We start from the raw sequence: 16,997 nt of genomic DNA on the forward strand, positions 1-16,997 counted from the left end.
AAACAACTTAACTGCTTCTGCTTCAGTAGGGGTCATTAACAACTGCTCAATAGTTTCCTCTTGACTGGCTTGTTGGTAAAGTTTCATCAAGGCGGTAGCGTCGTTTTTTTTGTTCAGGGGTGCAGCCTAATATGATACGAGAAGGATGCAGGTTATCGTACAACGCCTGACCTTCACGCAGAAACTCTGGCATAAACATAATATTGTTGTCAAACTGCTGATGCATAGTTTGAGTAAAGCCAATTGGAATGGTTGATTTAATGACGATTGGCACACTGCTGTTTTGTTCTCTAACCGCTTTAATGCTAGCTTGCACTGAGCTGGTATCAAACTCGCCTGAAGCGACATCATAATTTGTGGGCGTTGCAATGATGACTAAATCACAGTTTGTATAGATTTTTGAGGCATCATTCGTCACATTGAGATTCAGCTGCTTATTTGCTAAAAAATTGCAAATGTCGTTATCTTTTAAGGGGGATTGACGCTGTTGGAGTAAGTTAACTTTATGAGTGTCTATATCGAATAAGGTAACATGGGTATTAAGGCTAGATTGCGCTAATAATATAGCGTTTGATAATCCAACGTAGCCGGCTCCAATGATCACAATGCGTGATAACGAAGGTTGCGGATTTAATTGAGAATCTGATTGCGGCTTTAAGTTAGGGTTTTTAATATCTGTCATAGTTATCTTCTTATTCCATGTATTCAATCTGATTCAAATGATGCACGTCGCGCCTATAAGTCTCAAAATGATACACATTAACCATGACAAATTAATAACAGCTCAGGTTGTAGATCAAAAAAGCAATAAATTGATCTGCAAAATCACTTATAGTTAAGGTAATTTAAAACAGTGACAAGGTTAATCTTGGTGGCTGTGGTTGCTTGAATAATTAAGCCCGTTACTGGCTAGGCTAATTGCCTTGCGGCTACTTTAGACTACTTTGACAATATCTAAATGATAAAAGGGAGGGGTAAATGTCAGATATTCACAAACAATATTTAGACAAATCATACGAATCGCAAGAGCCGCATAAGGTTACTGTGCCGAAACCTGTACAAGGTAAGCCAAGACCCACTAATGATTTAAATGATTTATTAGCCCTTATGGCAAGGTTAAGAGCTGATTGTCCTTGGGATATGAAGCAGACCAATTATAGCTTAATCCCTTATGCCATCGAAGAATCGTATGAGCTAGCTGAGGCAGTGCAGTCTGGTGATATTGAAGACATTAAAGGCGAGCTTGGCGATGTGCTACTACAGGTGGTATTCCACTGTCAACTCTATGCAGAACAAGGCCTATTTGATTTAGGCGATGTGGTTAATCTGTTGCAAAAAAAATTGATAAGGCGCCATCCTCACGTGTTTGAATCCGATAAGCTAGCTGATGAACAGGCGGCTAAACAACGTTGGGACGAGATTAAGGCCGAGGAGGATGCTGAACGAGAAAGCCGAGGCAAGCCCAAACGTCGCTTAGACAAAGTAAAAGGCGGTTCCGCGCTCATGCAGTCGCAAAGCATCCAGAAAGCGGCTAGTAAGATGGGCTTTGATTGGGGAGGGGTTGAGGGCGCCTTAGAAAAACTAGAAGAAGAGATAGCGGAATTAAAAGTGGCCATCAAACAAAAAGATGAGGCAAGGAGTACAGAACAAGAAGACAAACTGCATATCGAACTAGAAAAGGAAATGGGCGACTGTTTTTTTGGGCTGGTTAATGTGGCTCGAAAGTTAAACCTAGATGCTGAGGCGGCAACACTAACCTGCGTGCAATAAATTTAAATCTCGCTTTGGTTATATTGAAGCAGAGCTTGCGAAGCGGGGATTAACACCAGAACAAAGCACTTTAGATGACATGGATGCCTTGTGGGACTTGGCGAAAAAATATGAATAGGTCAGGTATTTTTATCATTCTGTTATTACAAAGTTTGGTCATGCAGCCCGTACATGCCCAGCAATGCTTTAATGACGCCAAAGCAGCCTATAACTATCTGATAGGCGAAGAGCAGAGTGATAAAAAATACAGTAAAGACGCAGCGGTGTTTATGATTAATATTAATACCGCCACTGAAAGTGAATTGACGACTCTAAAAGGTATTGGCAGTAGCAAGGCTAAAGATATCATTCTTTACCGAGAGGGGCTAGGCTACTTTAGACGTGTGGATGAGCTGACTAAGGTAAAAGGAATTGGCAAAAAAACGGTTGAAAACAATCGTTCCAGACTTACTGTTCAATAAGCTATAGTCAGAGAGCTTTAAAGTCGTTACAAGGCAACCGAGTTTGGATGGTGCTTTTGTCCAGCAAACGAGGTCAAAACCGTAGCGTTTTATAAGTGCGCCGATTATAAGTTAATCAGTGCAAACAGCTTTGTATAATTCATCTTGAGTCTCTAACGGCATCCAAACCAGCTTGTCTTTAGCGATTTGTGCTTGTTGCGGTTCGGAAGTGTTATTTGTATTATCTGCTGCTATTGCTTGCTTAGACGATGTTTCACTAATGCCGATTAAATCGGCATGTTGTTGCTTGGAGCAGTTAATAAGCTGTGGAACGATTTTAGTACTGAGTCGTCTCTCAAATAGATAAATATTGACTCGTTTGATGCTATCAGAGGCAAGTTCAGGTATGTTGTTAAATTCATTACTCACATTCTGACCGTTATTTACTGCCATAAAACGTATAGTCTGAGGTTTTATATAACTCCACGGGCGAAACCATTCACTGCCTTTTACCATTTTTACGACAGTCACTTGTTCGGGCAGTCTGTTAGTCTGTTGCTCTTGCCAGTTATATTCCTGATGAATTTGAAAGCCTAACATCCCTAAACCAGCAAAAACGGGGATCAACCATCTTGGGGTAGTCATACCCGCCAGTTTACTCAAGTGACGAATAATTAAAGCCAGTCCTGCCATAGCAAAACCTGCACTGATGGTTGCTATAAACTCATAAATCATGTGGGTCCATCCTAGCTTTTATTTATGCCAATTATAGTACACCTATTGCACTAGGCCTTAAAATGTCGTTATTTGATAACTTATCCTGATTTTGAATAAAACAAACCTCACTTAAGTTTTTAGCGGCTATACATGAGTGAGGTTTATTTACTCGAAAGTTGAGTCTATTCAATAGAGCCTAGGTTTGAAAAAAAATAAGCCAGAATTTCTGGCTTATTCATTAATAAACAAACTGTGAATAACTTAACGGTTAGTGATCAACCGCACCGCCAGCACCATGAGGCGTACGCACGCTTTCCACGAGCTCTTGAATATGAGCAGGAGGAGGCGCAGTCACTGAAGATACAGCAAATGCTATCACAAAGTTAATCAATGCTCCAATAGCACCAAATGATAGTGGCGAGATACCTAATAAACCAGTATTCAGCAGTATCAGGGAAGTTCGCTGTGCCACTGACAAAGAACCAGCCTTTGAATACAAAGATGTAAACAAGGGTAGTAATTAAACCAGCGAGCATACCTGCGATAGCCCCAATGCTGTTGATACGCTTTGAAAATATACCCATCATTAAGGCTGGGAATAGTGATGCACCTGCGATACCAAAGGCTAAAGCAACAACCTGAGCCGCGAAACCTGGTGGATTTAAGCCAAGATACGTTGCGATAACAATGGCCACGGCCATCGAGATACGCGCAGCCAATAACTCGCCTTTATCTGAGATGTTAGGATTAAGATTACGCTTAATTAAATCATGACTAATGGCTGAAGATATTGCCAGTAATAGACCTGCTGCGGTAGATAACGCTGCGGCAAGACCACCCGCTGCAATAAGGCCGATAACCCATGGTGGAAGCTGTGCAATTTCTGGATTAGCAAGTACCATGATGTCTTTGTTTACATCAAGCTCATTTCCTTCCCATCCAGCATTATTAAACTTACCATCAAGTATTTCGCCTTGAGCAACTTTAGCAGCTTCAACAGCGGCTTGAGCAGCAGCAACATCGCCACCATCAGTTTCAGCAGCAGCCAACGCCAACTGTGCTTCACGAAGTCCACCATCGTTATACATCTGAATACGGCCATCGCCGTTAAAGTCGTTGTACTTAATTAGACCCGTCTCTTCCCAAGTTTGCATCCAGCTTGGACGCTGGTCATAGGGAAGTGGCGCTTCAGCAGTACCGTTAGGATAGACCGTATCGATAAGGTTTAAACGAGCCATAGACCCTACAGCTGGTGCAGTAAAGTATAATAGGGCAATAAACACGAGTGCCCAACCTGCAGACCAACGAGCGTCAGCTACTTTAGGGACAGTGAAGAAACGGATGATAACGTGAGGCAGACCAGCTGTACCAATCATTAGAGATAAGGTAAACAGAACCATGTTTAATTTATTAGGAACGTCAGCCGTATAAGCTGTGAAACCTAATTCTTGAACGACTTGATCAAGCTTAGCCAGTAAAGGAAGCCCTGATTCAGTATGCGTTGAGAACATACCTAAACCTGGAATCGGATTGCCGGTTAACTCAAGGGATATGAATACAGCAGGGACAGTATAAGCAATAATTAGTACCACATACTGTGCGACCTGTGTATAGGTAATACCTTTCATACCACCCAGTACTGCATAGAAAAATACAACAACGGCAGCAATAATCAGGCCGGTGGTATTGTCAACTTCTAAAAAGCGTGAGAAAGCAACGCCTGCTCCCGTCATTTGACCTATAACATATGTAGTAGATGCCACAATCAAACATACAACTGCAACAAGCGCTGCGGTTTTTCGAGTAGAATCGATCGCCAATAAAGTCAGGTACTGTGAATTTACCAAATTTACGTAAATAAGGTGCCAGTAGCAGAGCAAGTAGTACATAGCCGCCCGTCCAACCCATTAGGTAAGTAGATGCACCATAACCACCAGCAGCGAGCAAGCCTGCCATTGAGATGAAGGATGCGGCACTCATCCAGTCAGCACCGGTAGCCATACCATTTACGATAGGATGGACACCACCACCAGCGACATAAAACTCTTTAGTTGATCCAGCACGAGCCCAAATGGCAATACCGAAGTAAAGTACAAATGACGCACCAACGAACAAAATATTAATTAAAAACTGACTCATGCGGCTATTCCTCTTCTACGCCAAATTGCTTATCTAGCTTGTTCATTCGCCAAGCGTAGAAAAAGATGATAGCCATAAAGGTTGCAATTGAACCTTGCTGGGCAAACCAAAAACCAAGGTCAACTCCAGCAAACTGGATACCGGCGAGTAGAGGTCGGAATAATATTGCAAATCCGTAAGGTACGATGGCCCATACGGTTAAACATATTAAGATAAGACGCACATTGGCTTTCCAATAGCCTGAGGCATCACGAGAATTACTCATGAGACAAACTCCTTTTGTCATGTAAATGGGTGACAAGCAAAATTTAAAACCATATGTTTACAATTAGTAATCCAATGTTAAGGTTTTTATACTTAAAACATCGGCAATGTAACTTTTAGTATTTTTTCAATACATACTGTAGTTTACAGTCGCAATTAAATGATAGCAAGGAACAAATCAAACACTACCAGAAATTTAATCAATTAGACTTAACTATTGATATTAAAGGTAAATTTATAAAAGGTTCTTTTTAGTATTTCTAGGGTTTTGTTTTGATCTAGATTTTATTTACAATCCCCCATTATTTTCGTGGTTTTACAAGTAAATATATATACATATTATATATGTCTAAAAACGTCGATTTATTTTGTTCATAACAACCATACGCTTACCTCATAATTTTTTTATTTTATTTTTACTTTTTAATTATATGAACTATAAAATTATCAAATAGTATGAGGGTATAAGTTAATATTCAGTATAGTCAGCGAACTACTAAACGGTTACGGCGTTAACCTCGTTAAGCCTACTCCAGTAGTACTTGCACTCGGTTGCCTTGTAACCATTTTAGACTTCTTTGACTATAGTTGGATCTAAATAATAAAAAGTCTCCCTAAAGCCCTAAAGGAGCTGACCCCCATAAGTCGTGTCCAACTTATGGGGGTCAGCTTATCAATAGAGCAGGAGGGTTTGTAACTAATGAGCTAGGTTAATCAAAACCATTACATATTTGGATAGTTAGGGCCGCCACCGCCTTCAGGGGTTACCCAAGTTATGTTTTGAGAAGGGTCTTTAATATCACAGGTTTTACAATGCACACAATTCTGGGCATTAATCACAAACTTAGCACCTTCTGCATCTTTTACTACCTCATATACACCTGCAGGGCAATAGCGTTGAGCAGGCTCAGCATAGATAGGTAAGTTGACACTAATTGGCACAGTTGGATCTGTCAGCTTCAAATGGTTGGGCTGATCTTCAGCATGGTTAGTATTAGAGACAAACACTGAAGATAGCTTATCAAAAGTTAATTTACCATCTGGTTTTGGGTAATTTGGTTGATACGTTTGGCTGGCTTTGTCTAAAGCGTCATAATCTGGCGTATTGTCATGAAGGGTTAGTGGCATTTTGCCACCAAGCAAGTTGTGCTCGATAAAAGTAAATGCGCCTCCCATAAATAGCCCCATACGGTGGATAGCAGGGGAGAAGTTACGGGCAGACTTATTGTCTTCATATAACCATGACTCTTTATAAAGTTTACTATAGCTTTCAACTTCATCATGCTGACGGCCAGCCTGTAGTGCTGAAAAAATCGCTTCAGCAGCTAACATACCTGATTTCATTGAGGTGTGGGTGCCTTTGATTTTAGCAGAATTTAAGAATCCAGCATCATCCCCTACCAATACACCACCTGGGAAGGTCAGCTTAGGTAGTGAGTTTAGACCGCCTTTAGTGAGCGCACGTGCGCCATAAGAGATACGCTTTCCGCCTTCTAACACTTGTCTAATAACGGGATGAGTTTTTAAGCGCTGCATTTCGTCAAACGGCGAAACATAAGGATTGTGATAGGATAAATCGACAACCAAACCGAAACTGACTTGGTTGTTCTCATCGTGGTATAACCACCAACCTCCCGTAGAGCCTGTTTCAGTTAATGGCCAACCAAGGCCATGCATGACAACACCTTGCTCATGTTTGCTTGGGTCAACTTCCCAAAGCTCTTTTAAGCCAATACCATAATGCTGTGGATCACTGTCTTTATCTAAAGCAAAGCGGCTGATTAAACGCTTGCCTAGATGACCACGACAACCTTCTGCAAAGATAGTATATTTAGCCAATAGCTCATAGCCTGGCTCATAACTTGGCTTATGTGACCCATCTGCAGCCACCCCCATATCGCCTGTTAATACACCACGTACGGAACCATCATCTTTGTATAAGATATCTGACGCACTAAAGCCTGGGAACATCATGACCTCAAGCTCTTCTGCTTGTTCAGCAAGCCAGCGCACCACGTTACCTAATGACACGATGTAGTTACCATGGTTATGCATAGGCTTAGGAACAAAGGCATCAGGAACCTTCATTGAGCGGGTAGCAGAGTTTAAATAATAAATACGGTCTTCTGTAGCAGGTACATTAAGTGGTGCCCCTTTTTCTTTCCAATCAGGGATAAGCTCATTAAGTGCACGTGGCTCAATAACGGCGCCCGATAACGTATGCGCACCAAATTCGGAGCCTTTTTCGACCACACAGACCATAAATTCGTCGTTGCCAGCTTCAAGAGCAAGTTGACGAAGCCGAATGGCTGCTGAAAGTCCAGCGGGGCCACCCCCAACAATGACAACATCAAACTCCATTGATTCACGTTCTACCTGTTCATCTTGCATTTCAGACTCCTTATAGCTGGCTCAATAATGCCACGACCACAGCTAATAAGTGGTCGTAAATTATGTTAATTTCTTGCTAGCAAAAATTTAGTATGACGCTATTAAAATATATCTAATAGTGGAAATAAGTAATAGTAGCAACTATCATCAGACAGATATGAACAACACTTATCATGACATTAGCTGGCTTAAATATAGAACTTAATATAAAAAAAGGCTTGCAGTTAGTTACCTATTATAAAATAAAAGTTGGATAAAGACGACACGATTTGTGACTAGGCCGTGATAAAGTAGTAAAAGTCGTCTGTTTTCCCAAGTTTATGCAGAATTCACATCAGGAGATAATAGCAATGACAAACTCTAAGTCAAAACCACCGATGTCTAACCTTAGTTTAGACTCAATTTCCGAATATATTAAACAAGAGACTAGCGAGCGCCGTGGTCGAGCTATTCCGCCATTAGATAAGTGGCACCCTGAAAACTGCGGTAACATGGATTTGATCATTAAAGCAAATGGGGAATGGTGGCATGAGGGTAGTAGAATTACTCGGCAATCATTAATAGATTTATTCTCGACCGTCCTATGGCCTGAACATTCTGAAGATAGTGGCAAATCGACTGAGTATTATCTTAAAACTCCCGTTGAAAAAATTCGTATTACCGTAGAAGATGTCCCGTTTTTAGTCAACCAAGTGAATGTTGTTGAAAAAAATGAGGTTCAAATGATTGAGTTTATAACCAGTACGGGCGATATCGTGTATCTAGATGACGACCACCCGCTTGAAATGATTACCTATCAAGGCGAGGACAGACCTTATATTGAGGTGCGCTTTGGTATGAAAGCACTTATATCACGTAATGTGTTAATGCATCTTATTAAATTAGGCGAGCTTAGTGAGCAAAAAGGTAGAACCGCGCTGACCTTGCAAAGTGGTGGCAAAAAATACGAGATATCGGTTCCTAGTTAGTTGGTGATATTATAGAGTCTCATATCGTAGAGCACCTTGACCTACTCAAGGTAACTGTGAACTCTAAATTCCTTTATACAGTTTTTTAAAAACAGGTCTTTAAAAATAGGAATTCAAAAAATTACCTTGAGTAGTCGGCCAAAAATTCAAATTAAATTAGGTTTTGTGACAGTGAGACAGCCTTAATGTTAGGAAAGACATCGACTAAATCAATCACGCCTTCCGGTCATTATGATATCGATCAAAATGATAAGCAGTTGGTAGAGGATCGTGCTGTCAGTCTAGCCCCGAGTGCTTTAAGTATAGATTCGAGTGAAGCACCCATAGGTTTATTTGATTCAGGAGTGGGTGGCTTGTCGGTATATACGCATCTAAAACAGGTGTTGCCAAATGAGTCCTATATTTATTATGCTGATTTGCTCAATGTACCTTATGGCGCGCGCTCAAGTGAAGAAATAACACATTTGACTGTCACTGCAGTCGATTGGCTGGTAGCTGCCGGATGCAAATTAATTGTTATCGCTTGTAATAGTGCGTCTGCCCATGCATTGGACGTGATTCGTAGCAGATATCCTGATCTACCCATTGTGGGACTAGTACCTGCATTAAAGCCAGCGGTGCTGAACAGTAAAAGTAAAAATGTGGCGGTTTTAGCCACTAAAGCGACCCTTGAAGGTGCTTTACTTAATGATGTTATTAGAGATTACGCCATGCCCGCTAAAGTAAATGTCATTAAATGTTTTAATCCAAACCTTGTGCCCTGGGTTGAGTCGGGCATGCGGGTAGACAGTGATGCTGCTCATGAGCTTAAAGCACAGTTGCATGAGTTTTCTCGACAACAAGTCGATCATTTAGTGTTAGGGTGTACCCACTATCCTTTTTTTCAAGAATTTATTATGGAAGAGGTCGCCGCTCATAACCTTGGGATATCTATTGTCGATTCTGGAGCGGCCATTGCCAGTCGTGTCAAAGAGATATTGTCAGAAAGGCAAATGTTTGCTAAATGCTCTAGTCAGCCTTCTAATACTCCTCTGGTTTCTACTCATAAATCTAACTGCTCATTAGATCAGCTTTATGATGATCTTTATATTGGTATTGTAGATAGTAGCGATGGCTCAAATATAGAGGCCTCAAAGATAATAGATGACTCAAAAATAAGGGGTAAGATACCTGCTAGTGCCAAGTTGGCATTTGTTACGACATCTATAAAAGGTGATCTTGCTGCTACTTCGCTAATGGTTAAACGGTTAGTAGGCGGTCAGTTTTTATAGTGTTGTTTGGGGGTTTATGCTGGATATACAAATCATTAATATAAAGTATACGTGTTCAGATTGTGAAGGCTAATATCATCCAGTAGACTTTAATATTGAATACAGACTTAGATATAGCAATGTATATTGTATATCAGTCAATATCAACGAAAGAGAGGCAAACATTCCAATTTGAATAGTTTTTTTTTTTAAACTCTAAAATTATTTATACTGCTATTTTGATTACGGCTAAATGGTCGAAGTGTTAGATATAAAAAATTAATCATTGTGTTCTATTTTGAGGAAAACAACATGAGCAACCCTAAAGATGATAAGTTGAAAGTTGAATTAAATAAACTTGAAGAGACAATGCATGAGGCAGATAAACCTCATACATTAGAAGAGCAGATAGCAGATATGAAGCGCCGCGGTATCGATCCTAAAGAGGCCTATAAAAAGTGGGACGACGATAAAGAGGATGACTGGGGAGATGAAACTTGGAAAGAAAATGGTAAATGGGAGCCAAAATCCCCTGCCGACTTAGATAAAAAAGCGCAAGAAAAATGGGATGGAGAAAACGGAAAGCCAAACCCACCGCCTATCGTCTAAAATTTCTATTTAATGTGTAAATATAAACCCTAAAATAATAAAGCCATGCATATTGCATGGCTTTATTATTTTTTACTATTTAAACCCGCTATAGTAAGAGGTGTATTCTGAGGCAATTAAATAAGGTACGCGGCGACCAACCCTAGATGATACATATAGTATATCTAGGGAGATCGACATCGTCACTCTTTATCTTGCCTTTGGCTATATGTGAATCATTTATAGCATAAAGCTTACAGACTATACCGCCCCTAATATGAAATTAAGTATGTTTTAGGATTATTTACCATTATCAATACGAACCAAACGAACGTTGCCATTGGCATCAGCCACACGGCGATAACCATCTTGCTTTTCGATAAGCTGGGCAATGCTGTCATTTGACTGACTAATCTGCGAGTTTTGCGGATTGTAGGTTTGCTGCTGTGACTGCATTGGCTGTTGATAAGGTCGATTGCTGTTTTGCCCTTGATTACCCATAATCAACTGATAGAATTTTTGACCGGCATGCCCGTTAGCTGGGAATACGCCCTTACTGGTCTGATATTGCTGGATAGCGGTACGCGTGTTGTCGCCAATAATGCCATCTACATCACCTATATCGTAGCCTGCATTTAAAAGCGCCTGCTGAATTTCTTTAGCTTGGCGACGGCTAATACCAGGGTCATCAGTTGGCCAAGCGGTAACAAAGTCAGTCTTGCTGCTGTCTTCTTTAGCAATTAAGTCTGACAAATGCGCAATCGCTAACGCATAGTTTTCAGACGCATTGTAAGAATAAAACGTATCAAAGTTTTTACCCACTAAAAACGCAGGACCATCCATACCTGCAGGCAATAACAAACCTGCACGATCTAAGTCGTAAGGTAGAGGGCGGCCATCTGCAAGTGTAAAACCTTTGTCACGCCAGTAGCTCATTGATTTTTTGTCTTTACGGCTATTTGAACCCCAAAAACCTGATGGCATTTTAACCTCGTAACCCCAAGGTTCGCCAGTACGGTATCCGCGTTTTTTGAGGAAGTTGGCCGTGGATGCCAGCGCATCTGGCTTACTATTTACTAAATCTCGGCGACCATCTCCATCAAAGTCTACTGCTAAATCTAAAAATGTACCGGGCATAAACTGAGTTTGTCCAAATGCCCCTGCCCAAGAACCTGTCATGTCGCTTGGGGCGATATCCCCATTTTGAACGATTTTTAGCGCATTGGCGAATTCGCCACGGAAGTATGTTTGGCGACGGTCAAAGCAAGATAATGTAGCTAGAGATTTGAATAAGTCATTTTTGCCCAAAGTTTGCCCGAAGTTTGATTCGACACCCCATACGCCTAAACATGTTCGGCCTTAACGCCATAACGTGACTCAATGCGTCGCAAGGTGTCTGCCATTTCATGCTTAGCACGAATGCCATCTTCAACTCTTTCCTTATCTACTAAAACGGACAAGTAATCCCACACGTCTTTTTGGAATTCTGGTTGGTAATTGAGGGACTGGATAACACTAGGATCAGGTTCAGTTGGGCGGTAGGTATTAAAGGTAAAGCTATCAACTCCTCGAAACTGGCTAGACCCTTTTAGTCCGTCTAAACACTGCTGAAAATGTGCGTTTGATAAATTTTGAGCGGGAGGTCTGCCGGCATGAGCACAGGTGGCAACCATTGAAAAGCCAATGGCAGCAGTTAAAACACAGTAGGTCTTTGCGTGTTGCATGATGAGTGTCCTTTTGTCTGTTATAAGTTGTCTGTTATAAGTTAATTATTATGAAGTTTACGAACATTGCAATATAGGTAATAAAGCGGGTGTTATTGTCTGGGTCATTGTTTGAGTAAAGGGCAACGCAGTTCATACCCTTTTTAACTCATTATTACGTTTAAAACGTATACTGGTTCAAACGGTCTGATTATTTCTCAAGTTGTGCTAATGAGAATATTGTAAGTTGACATCTTTAAAATAGCCACAATATAAATATCAGTCACAATATGAATCATTAAGAGCTAATAACTAGTAACTAAGATCCAACTGCTAAACTAAATATCTGAGTTAAAGCCAAATAGATAAGGGTAACCAAATTGACTTATAAATAAAAGCGAACGATCGATTTGGTTACGATAATATGACGTGGCAATAGGTTAAGTGTGAGATGAGCAATAACAGGCTGATGTCAGTAGTTTGACTTTCTTGCTGATCGCAGATGGTTTTTTATGAAATAAGTTATCGAATTATTAAATCAGCTATCAAATAAATGTAGGTAAGCCTTACTAAAAATCAATATCGTCAAAATAGGGCAGGTGGACTACTTCATCATGGCCATGCCACGTAACCAGCTCCAATGACCGTGCTATAATCTAAATGTTTAATCTTTCATAGTTAGTAGTCCTTTAAGCAGCATTATTTAGCCAGTAGGATTTAGGCCATACTATGATACATTTTATTCGTAGTTAAACTTTTTATTATAGCTCTCGATTTAACCATGCTGTGAAAAACCATACTGTGAAGAACTATGATATGAAAAACCATGATATAAAAAAGTGTTGAGTTATGATTGTGGCATTATGCGAGATAGGATGACGTCATGAAAATAGCAGTTTACCTGCTCGTGATTCATTGAAATGAGCCTAACAAAAGTCATTGTTGCCAATACTCAAAATGGGCTGGGCATATAACCTAAAAGTATAAAATAAGATGATTACAATAATAGGAACAGGCGTCGCCGGATTAACTTGTGCTGATATGCTGATCGATGCTGGACAAGAGGTAAGCGTTATCACAGCCAGTAAAGGTGTGGATGAGAGTTTATGCTCGTGGTGGGCAGGTGGTATGCTTGCTCCTTATTGTGAAATGGAATCAGCTGAGCCGTTGGTTGGCGAGTTATCTGATGTTTCGATGCAGTACTGGCAGTCATTTTGTGAGAATAATGAGGGCTGCGACTACGCCGCAAATGGAACGCTGGTTATTTCGCCAAACCGTGATCAAAATATGCTGACTCACTTTGCACAGCGTACCGAGCAGTGGCGAAAGATAGATGCCAATGAGCTTCATAGTTTAGAGCCTATATTACATCAACATCGTGATGCGCTGTTTTATCCAACCGAAGCACATATTGAGCCGCGGCAAGTGTTACGTGCGCTGTGGAGAAAAATCAAGGCTAATGCTGAAGTGATAGCAGATACTACGCTTAGTGATACGGAGATAAAAAGAGCTGGCTAAAAAAGCAAATCAGCAGGGAGGCTGGTTGCTGGACTGTCGAGGTTATAGTGCACGTTCCGATTTGCCTGACTTACGAGGCGTACGCGGAGAGATGTTGCATCTGTATAACCCAGAGCTTGAATTATCTCGCCCTGTGCGCTTACTGCACCCTCGTATCCCAATTTATCTTGTGCCCCGTGCTAACAGTCAGTTCATGTTGGGTGCAACTATGATTGAAAGTGCTTCACGGGAGCGTGCCTCAGTGAGGTCGGTTTTGGAGCTGTTGTCAGCAGTTTATGCGGTAAACCCTGCATTTTCACAGTCGGAAATTGTTGAGATTGGCGTTGATGTCCGTCCTGCCTATCCTGACAATCTACCAAAAATTATAAAACAAGGTAGGCATTTGCTGGTTAATGGTATGTATCGCCACGGGTACTTGCTGTCTCCAGCCTTCGCCAAAATTGTTAGCGATTTTATCATTTACCAACAAAAAAGCCCTTTAATTTATGATGACTATTCAATTTAACGGAACACCCATTCAAACCGAAGCCAACACACTGCTAGAGGTGTTATTGGAGCAAGGTTTTGAGGCAAACAGCCATGTTGCTACGGCAGTTAATGGCAAATTTGTCGCCAAAGCAACTCGAGAGTGCCAGCCTATTAGTGACGGCGACCAAGTCGAAGTTGTTGCACCCATGCAGGGAGGTTAGCATGCAAGTCAATGGTCAAGCTGACGCAGAAAACGATGTATTAAAGCTGTATGACCTTAGTTTAGACAGCCGTCTATTATTGGGTACGGCGCAATACCCCTCACCTAAAATACTCAGCGATGCCATTGCCATGTCTGGTACTCAGATGATTACAGTATCGGTCAGACGAGAAGCGGGTGCCGACGGAGCAGGGCAACAGTTTTGGAACCTCATAAAACAAACAAATGCCCATATCTTGCCAAACACGGCAGGCTGTCCGTACTGTGCAAGAAGCGGTAACCACGGCACATATGGCACGTGAGCTATTTGATACCCCGCGTATTAAGCTCGAGCTGATTGGCAATGAAGATACCTTGCAGCCCAATGTTTTTGCCTTAGTTGAGGCCGCGAAAATACTCAGCGATGACGGCTTTCAAGTGCTCCCTTACACCACTGACGATTTAATCGTGGCAGAAAAGTTATTACAAGCTGGGTGTGAGGTGCTCATGCCATGGGGTGCTCCGATTGGTAGTGGTCAAGGCCTACAAAACCCCAAAGCTTTGCAGACTTTGCGGTCGTATTTCCCAGATGTCCCTTTAATTATTGATGCCGGTATTGGCTTGCCCTCTCAAGCTTGCCAAGCGATGGAAATGGGCTATGATGCCGTTCTGCTCAATACAGCAGTGGCTAAATCTGGTAATCCCATTACCATGGCAACTGCCTTTGCCAGTGCAATCACAGCAGGCAGGCAGGCTTACCAATCAACACCAATTTTGCCTCGCGATATGGCAAGTCCTTCTACCCCCATTATTGGTACGCCATTTTGGTTTAATCAGTTTGAAGAATAAAGTTATGAGTATTGCCCCTCAGCTCAAGCCCGATAGCCCAATTTTAAATGGCGTAAAAAATAGTGTCAATATTGCTGATAACTTAGAGCGGTACCAACGTCAAATGATGGTATCGCAACTAGGCACACAAGGGCAAACAAAGCTGATAACAAGCCATGTGGCTATTGTCGGTATGGGCGGCCTGGGTTGTCCCGCCAGCATTTTTTTGGCGGGGGCAGGCGTGGGCAGGCTTACCTTGATTGATCATGATAGCGTTAGCTTAACCAACTTACATCGTCAAGTGTTGTATCGTGAAAGTGATGTAGGACTATTAAAGGTTGATGCTGCTCATCGCACCCTGACAGAGCTAAATAGTGACATTGATGTTGTTAAACATGCGCAAAGAATTAATGCGGATAATATGACAGCATTATTATCAGATGCCGAAATAATAGTGGATGCAACAGACAACTTTGCCATAAGCTATATGCTCAGTGATTACTGCATACAGCATAGCAAACCATTAATATCAGCCTCGGTTATGGGTGTAACAGGTTATGTGGGTGTGTTTTTGCCATTCAACCTTGCCATCAACTGTATTGAATTCATCTAAAAGCGAGGGCTCGGCTTGCCCAAGTATGCGAGCGGTGTTTCCTAATCCACCCCCTGTTGGTCAAGATTGTAACAGTGTCGGCGTAATTGGTACGGCAGCAGGCATTATGGGAACGCTACAAGCGCAAGAAGTCATAAAGGTCATTTTAGGCGATGAGCAACAGTTTGCAGGGCGGCTATTAAGTATGGATTTATGGCGCTATCGCCAAACTATTATTGATTTACTGGTGCGCCAGAGCCTGATAATTATGTGCATATTATTGCTGAAGCGGACATTCATAAATCGCAAAACAAACATCATAATAAGCAGAGCAGTCAAGACTGGGTAGTTGATGTGCGTAGCCTTGCTGAAGTTGAACAGTCGCCTAAGTTTTGCCATCAGCATTTGCCAGTAAGTGAGGTGCTCATGCACCCAGAACAGCTAAAACAACTCCCTAAAGATAAACGCTTGGTATTTACTTGTATGAGTGGTCAGCGGGCGTTAATGGTGGCGGATAGCTCCTTACAATCGGGCTTTGATAACGTGGCGGTTTGGTTGTGATGGTTTTTTGGTCTTACGGCAGCCAATGTCGTAAAGTTTAGTTTGTTTCCTCAATTTAATTCTTCCTCATTGCTATATGGCTGCTGTCATATTATCCTAACTTTTACTTAATGTAATTATAAACAAGATACTACTGTTCTACCTATGGATAACTATGGCTAATTATACCTCAGATAATATAGACAAAAGAAATCTCTCGCCTTTCAGTCAAACCCCTGACGATCTACTTAAGCAAAAGCTACAACAGCTTATCCCCGAAGCCTTTAGCGAAGGTAAGCTCAACGTTGAGACATTAAAAGCTGTACTGGGCGAGAATGTGCTTGCGCCCAGTTTTGAAGCGTATGGGCTAAACTGGGCAGGCAAGCACCACGTTTACCGTGAGCTTAAGACCTCAACCAGTCAAACATTATTACCTCAGCCTGACGAGTCAGTAGACTTCGATAAGACGGATAATTTGTTCATTGAAGGTGATAACTTAGCGGTGCTTAAGATACTGCAAAAGAGCTATTACAACCGTATTAAGATGATATATATCGACCCACCGTATAACACAGGCAACGACCGATTTATCTACCCTGATGACTATAGCGAAAGCCTAGCT

The 16,997-nt window shown here is 41.5% G+C and carries 14 protein-coding genes and 5 pseudogenes; 13 read left to right on the forward strand and 6 right to left on the reverse strand.

The annotated features are described in order from the left end of the window. Positions 1-46: 46 nt before the first annotated feature. On the reverse strand, positions 47-682 hold the full coding sequence (locus AC2SLN_RS13390; protein ID WP_495057390.1) for a 2-dehydropantoate 2-reductase N-terminal domain-containing protein: 636 nt from the start codon (positions 680-682) through the stop codon (positions 47-49). A gap of 296 nt (positions 683-978) precedes the next feature. Between AC2SLN_RS13390 and mazG the strand changes: the two are divergent. Together mazG and AC2SLN_RS13400 are read left to right on the forward strand one after the other, a co-directional pair. Beyond that, positions 979-1,888 (forward strand): annotated as a pseudogene (gene mazG, locus AC2SLN_RS13395) (nucleoside triphosphate pyrophosphohydrolase). Then, positions 1,845-2,231 (forward strand): helix-hairpin-helix domain-containing protein, encoded by a 387-nt coding sequence (locus AC2SLN_RS13400; RefSeq protein ID WP_495057391.1) that lies wholly within the window; start codon positions 1,845-1,847, stop codon positions 2,229-2,231. Before mazG ends, AC2SLN_RS13400 begins: the two are co-directional and overlap by 44 nt. A 111-nt stretch (positions 2,232-2,342) precedes the next feature. Here the strand turns inward: AC2SLN_RS13400 and AC2SLN_RS13405 are convergent, their stop codons facing one another. The 4 genes and pseudogenes from AC2SLN_RS13405 to AC2SLN_RS13420 all read right to left on the reverse strand — a co-directional run bounded on the left by AC2SLN_RS13405 (position 2,343) and on the right by AC2SLN_RS13420 (position 7,721). Further along, positions 2,343-2,945, reverse strand: coding sequence for a hypothetical protein (locus tag AC2SLN_RS13405; protein WP_486549030.1), 603 nt, complete (start codon positions 2,943-2,945; stop codon positions 2,343-2,345). Positions 2,946-3,195: 250 nt separating this feature from the next. Continuing rightward, positions 3,196-5,066 (reverse strand): annotated as a pseudogene (locus AC2SLN_RS13410) (sodium:solute symporter family protein). Positions 5,067-5,070: 4 nt separating this feature from the next. Next, a complete protein-coding gene (locus AC2SLN_RS13415) occupies positions 5,071-5,331 on the reverse strand; it encodes a DUF4212 domain-containing protein (protein ID WP_486531542.1) in 261 nt (86 codons plus the stop codon). A gap of 722 nt (positions 5,332-6,053) precedes the next feature. Beyond that, on the reverse strand, positions 6,054-7,721 hold the full coding sequence (locus AC2SLN_RS13420) for an electron transfer flavoprotein-ubiquinone oxidoreductase (RefSeq protein WP_486549027.1): 1,668 nt from the start codon (positions 7,719-7,721) through the stop codon (positions 6,054-6,056). Between the two features lie 350 nt (positions 7,722-8,071). Between AC2SLN_RS13420 and AC2SLN_RS13425 the strand changes: the two genes are divergently transcribed. The 3 genes from AC2SLN_RS13425 (at position 8,072) to AC2SLN_RS13435 (ending at position 10,548) form a co-directional block, all read left to right on the forward strand. Beyond that, on the forward strand, positions 8,072-8,689 hold the full coding sequence (locus tag AC2SLN_RS13425; protein ID WP_486549026.1) for a DUF1285 domain-containing protein: 618 nt from the start codon (positions 8,072-8,074) through the stop codon (positions 8,687-8,689). A gap of 185 nt (positions 8,690-8,874) precedes the next feature. After that, positions 8,875-9,960 carry a glutamate racemase gene (gene murI / locus AC2SLN_RS13430; protein WP_486549025.1) on the forward strand — a complete coding sequence of 362 codons (1,086 nt, stop codon included), beginning with the start codon at positions 8,875-8,877 and terminating at the stop codon, positions 9,958-9,960. Between the two features lie 291 nt (positions 9,961-10,251). Beyond that, positions 10,252-10,548 carry a hypothetical protein gene (locus AC2SLN_RS13435; protein ID WP_486531546.1) on the forward strand — a complete coding sequence of 99 codons (297 nt, stop codon included), beginning with the start codon at positions 10,252-10,254 and terminating at the stop codon, positions 10,546-10,548. Between the two features lie 279 nt (positions 10,549-10,827). On the opposite strand, the pseudogene AC2SLN_RS13440 reads toward AC2SLN_RS13435, so the two are convergent. After that, positions 10,828-12,200, reverse strand: a pseudogene (locus AC2SLN_RS13440) (lytic murein transglycosylase). A gap of 1,023 nt (positions 12,201-13,223) precedes the next feature. Between AC2SLN_RS13440 and AC2SLN_RS13445 the strand changes: the two are divergent. From AC2SLN_RS13445 to AC2SLN_RS13480, 8 genes and pseudogenes are all read left to right on the forward strand, one after another. Further along, the gene (locus AC2SLN_RS13445; protein ID WP_495057392.1) at positions 13,224-13,748 is read left to right on the forward strand and encodes an FAD-dependent oxidoreductase; all 525 of its coding nucleotides are present in this window, start codon (positions 13,224-13,226) and stop codon (positions 13,746-13,748) included. 25 nt (positions 13,749-13,773) lie between these two features. Then, positions 13,774-14,253 carry an FAD-dependent oxidoreductase gene (locus tag AC2SLN_RS13450; protein ID WP_495057393.1) on the forward strand — a complete coding sequence of 160 codons (480 nt, stop codon included), beginning with the start codon at positions 13,774-13,776 and terminating at the stop codon, positions 14,251-14,253. Continuing rightward, positions 14,234-14,437: a sulfur carrier protein ThiS gene (gene thiS, locus AC2SLN_RS13455; protein WP_486549023.1), complete on the forward strand. Its 204-nt coding sequence runs from the start codon at positions 14,234-14,236 to the stop codon at positions 14,435-14,437. Before AC2SLN_RS13450 ends, thiS begins: the two co-directional genes overlap by 20 nt. Before the next feature lies 1 nt (position 14,438). After that, a pseudogene (locus AC2SLN_RS13460) lies at positions 14,439-15,264 on the forward strand (thiazole synthase). A 4-nt stretch (positions 15,265-15,268) separates the two neighbouring features. Further along, complete coding sequence (locus AC2SLN_RS13465) at positions 15,269-15,856, forward strand: ThiF family adenylyltransferase (RefSeq protein WP_495057394.1); 588 nt, start codon at positions 15,269-15,271, stop codon at positions 15,854-15,856. After that, a complete protein-coding gene (locus AC2SLN_RS13470) occupies positions 15,843-16,184 on the forward strand; it encodes a ThiF family adenylyltransferase (protein WP_495057395.1) in 342 nt (113 codons plus the stop codon). The genes AC2SLN_RS13465 and AC2SLN_RS13470 overlap by 14 nt, the downstream gene beginning before the upstream one ends. 5 nt (positions 16,185-16,189) lie before the next feature. Further along, entirely contained in the window at positions 16,190-16,396 is a 207-nt protein-coding gene (locus AC2SLN_RS13475; protein WP_495057396.1) for a rhodanese-like domain-containing protein, read from the forward strand. A gap of 154 nt (positions 16,397-16,550) precedes the next feature. Further along, positions 16,551-16,997: pseudogene (locus AC2SLN_RS13480) on the forward strand (hypothetical protein); the annotation flags it as partial.

The organism is Psychrobacter sp. CX90 (assembly GCF_057396305.2).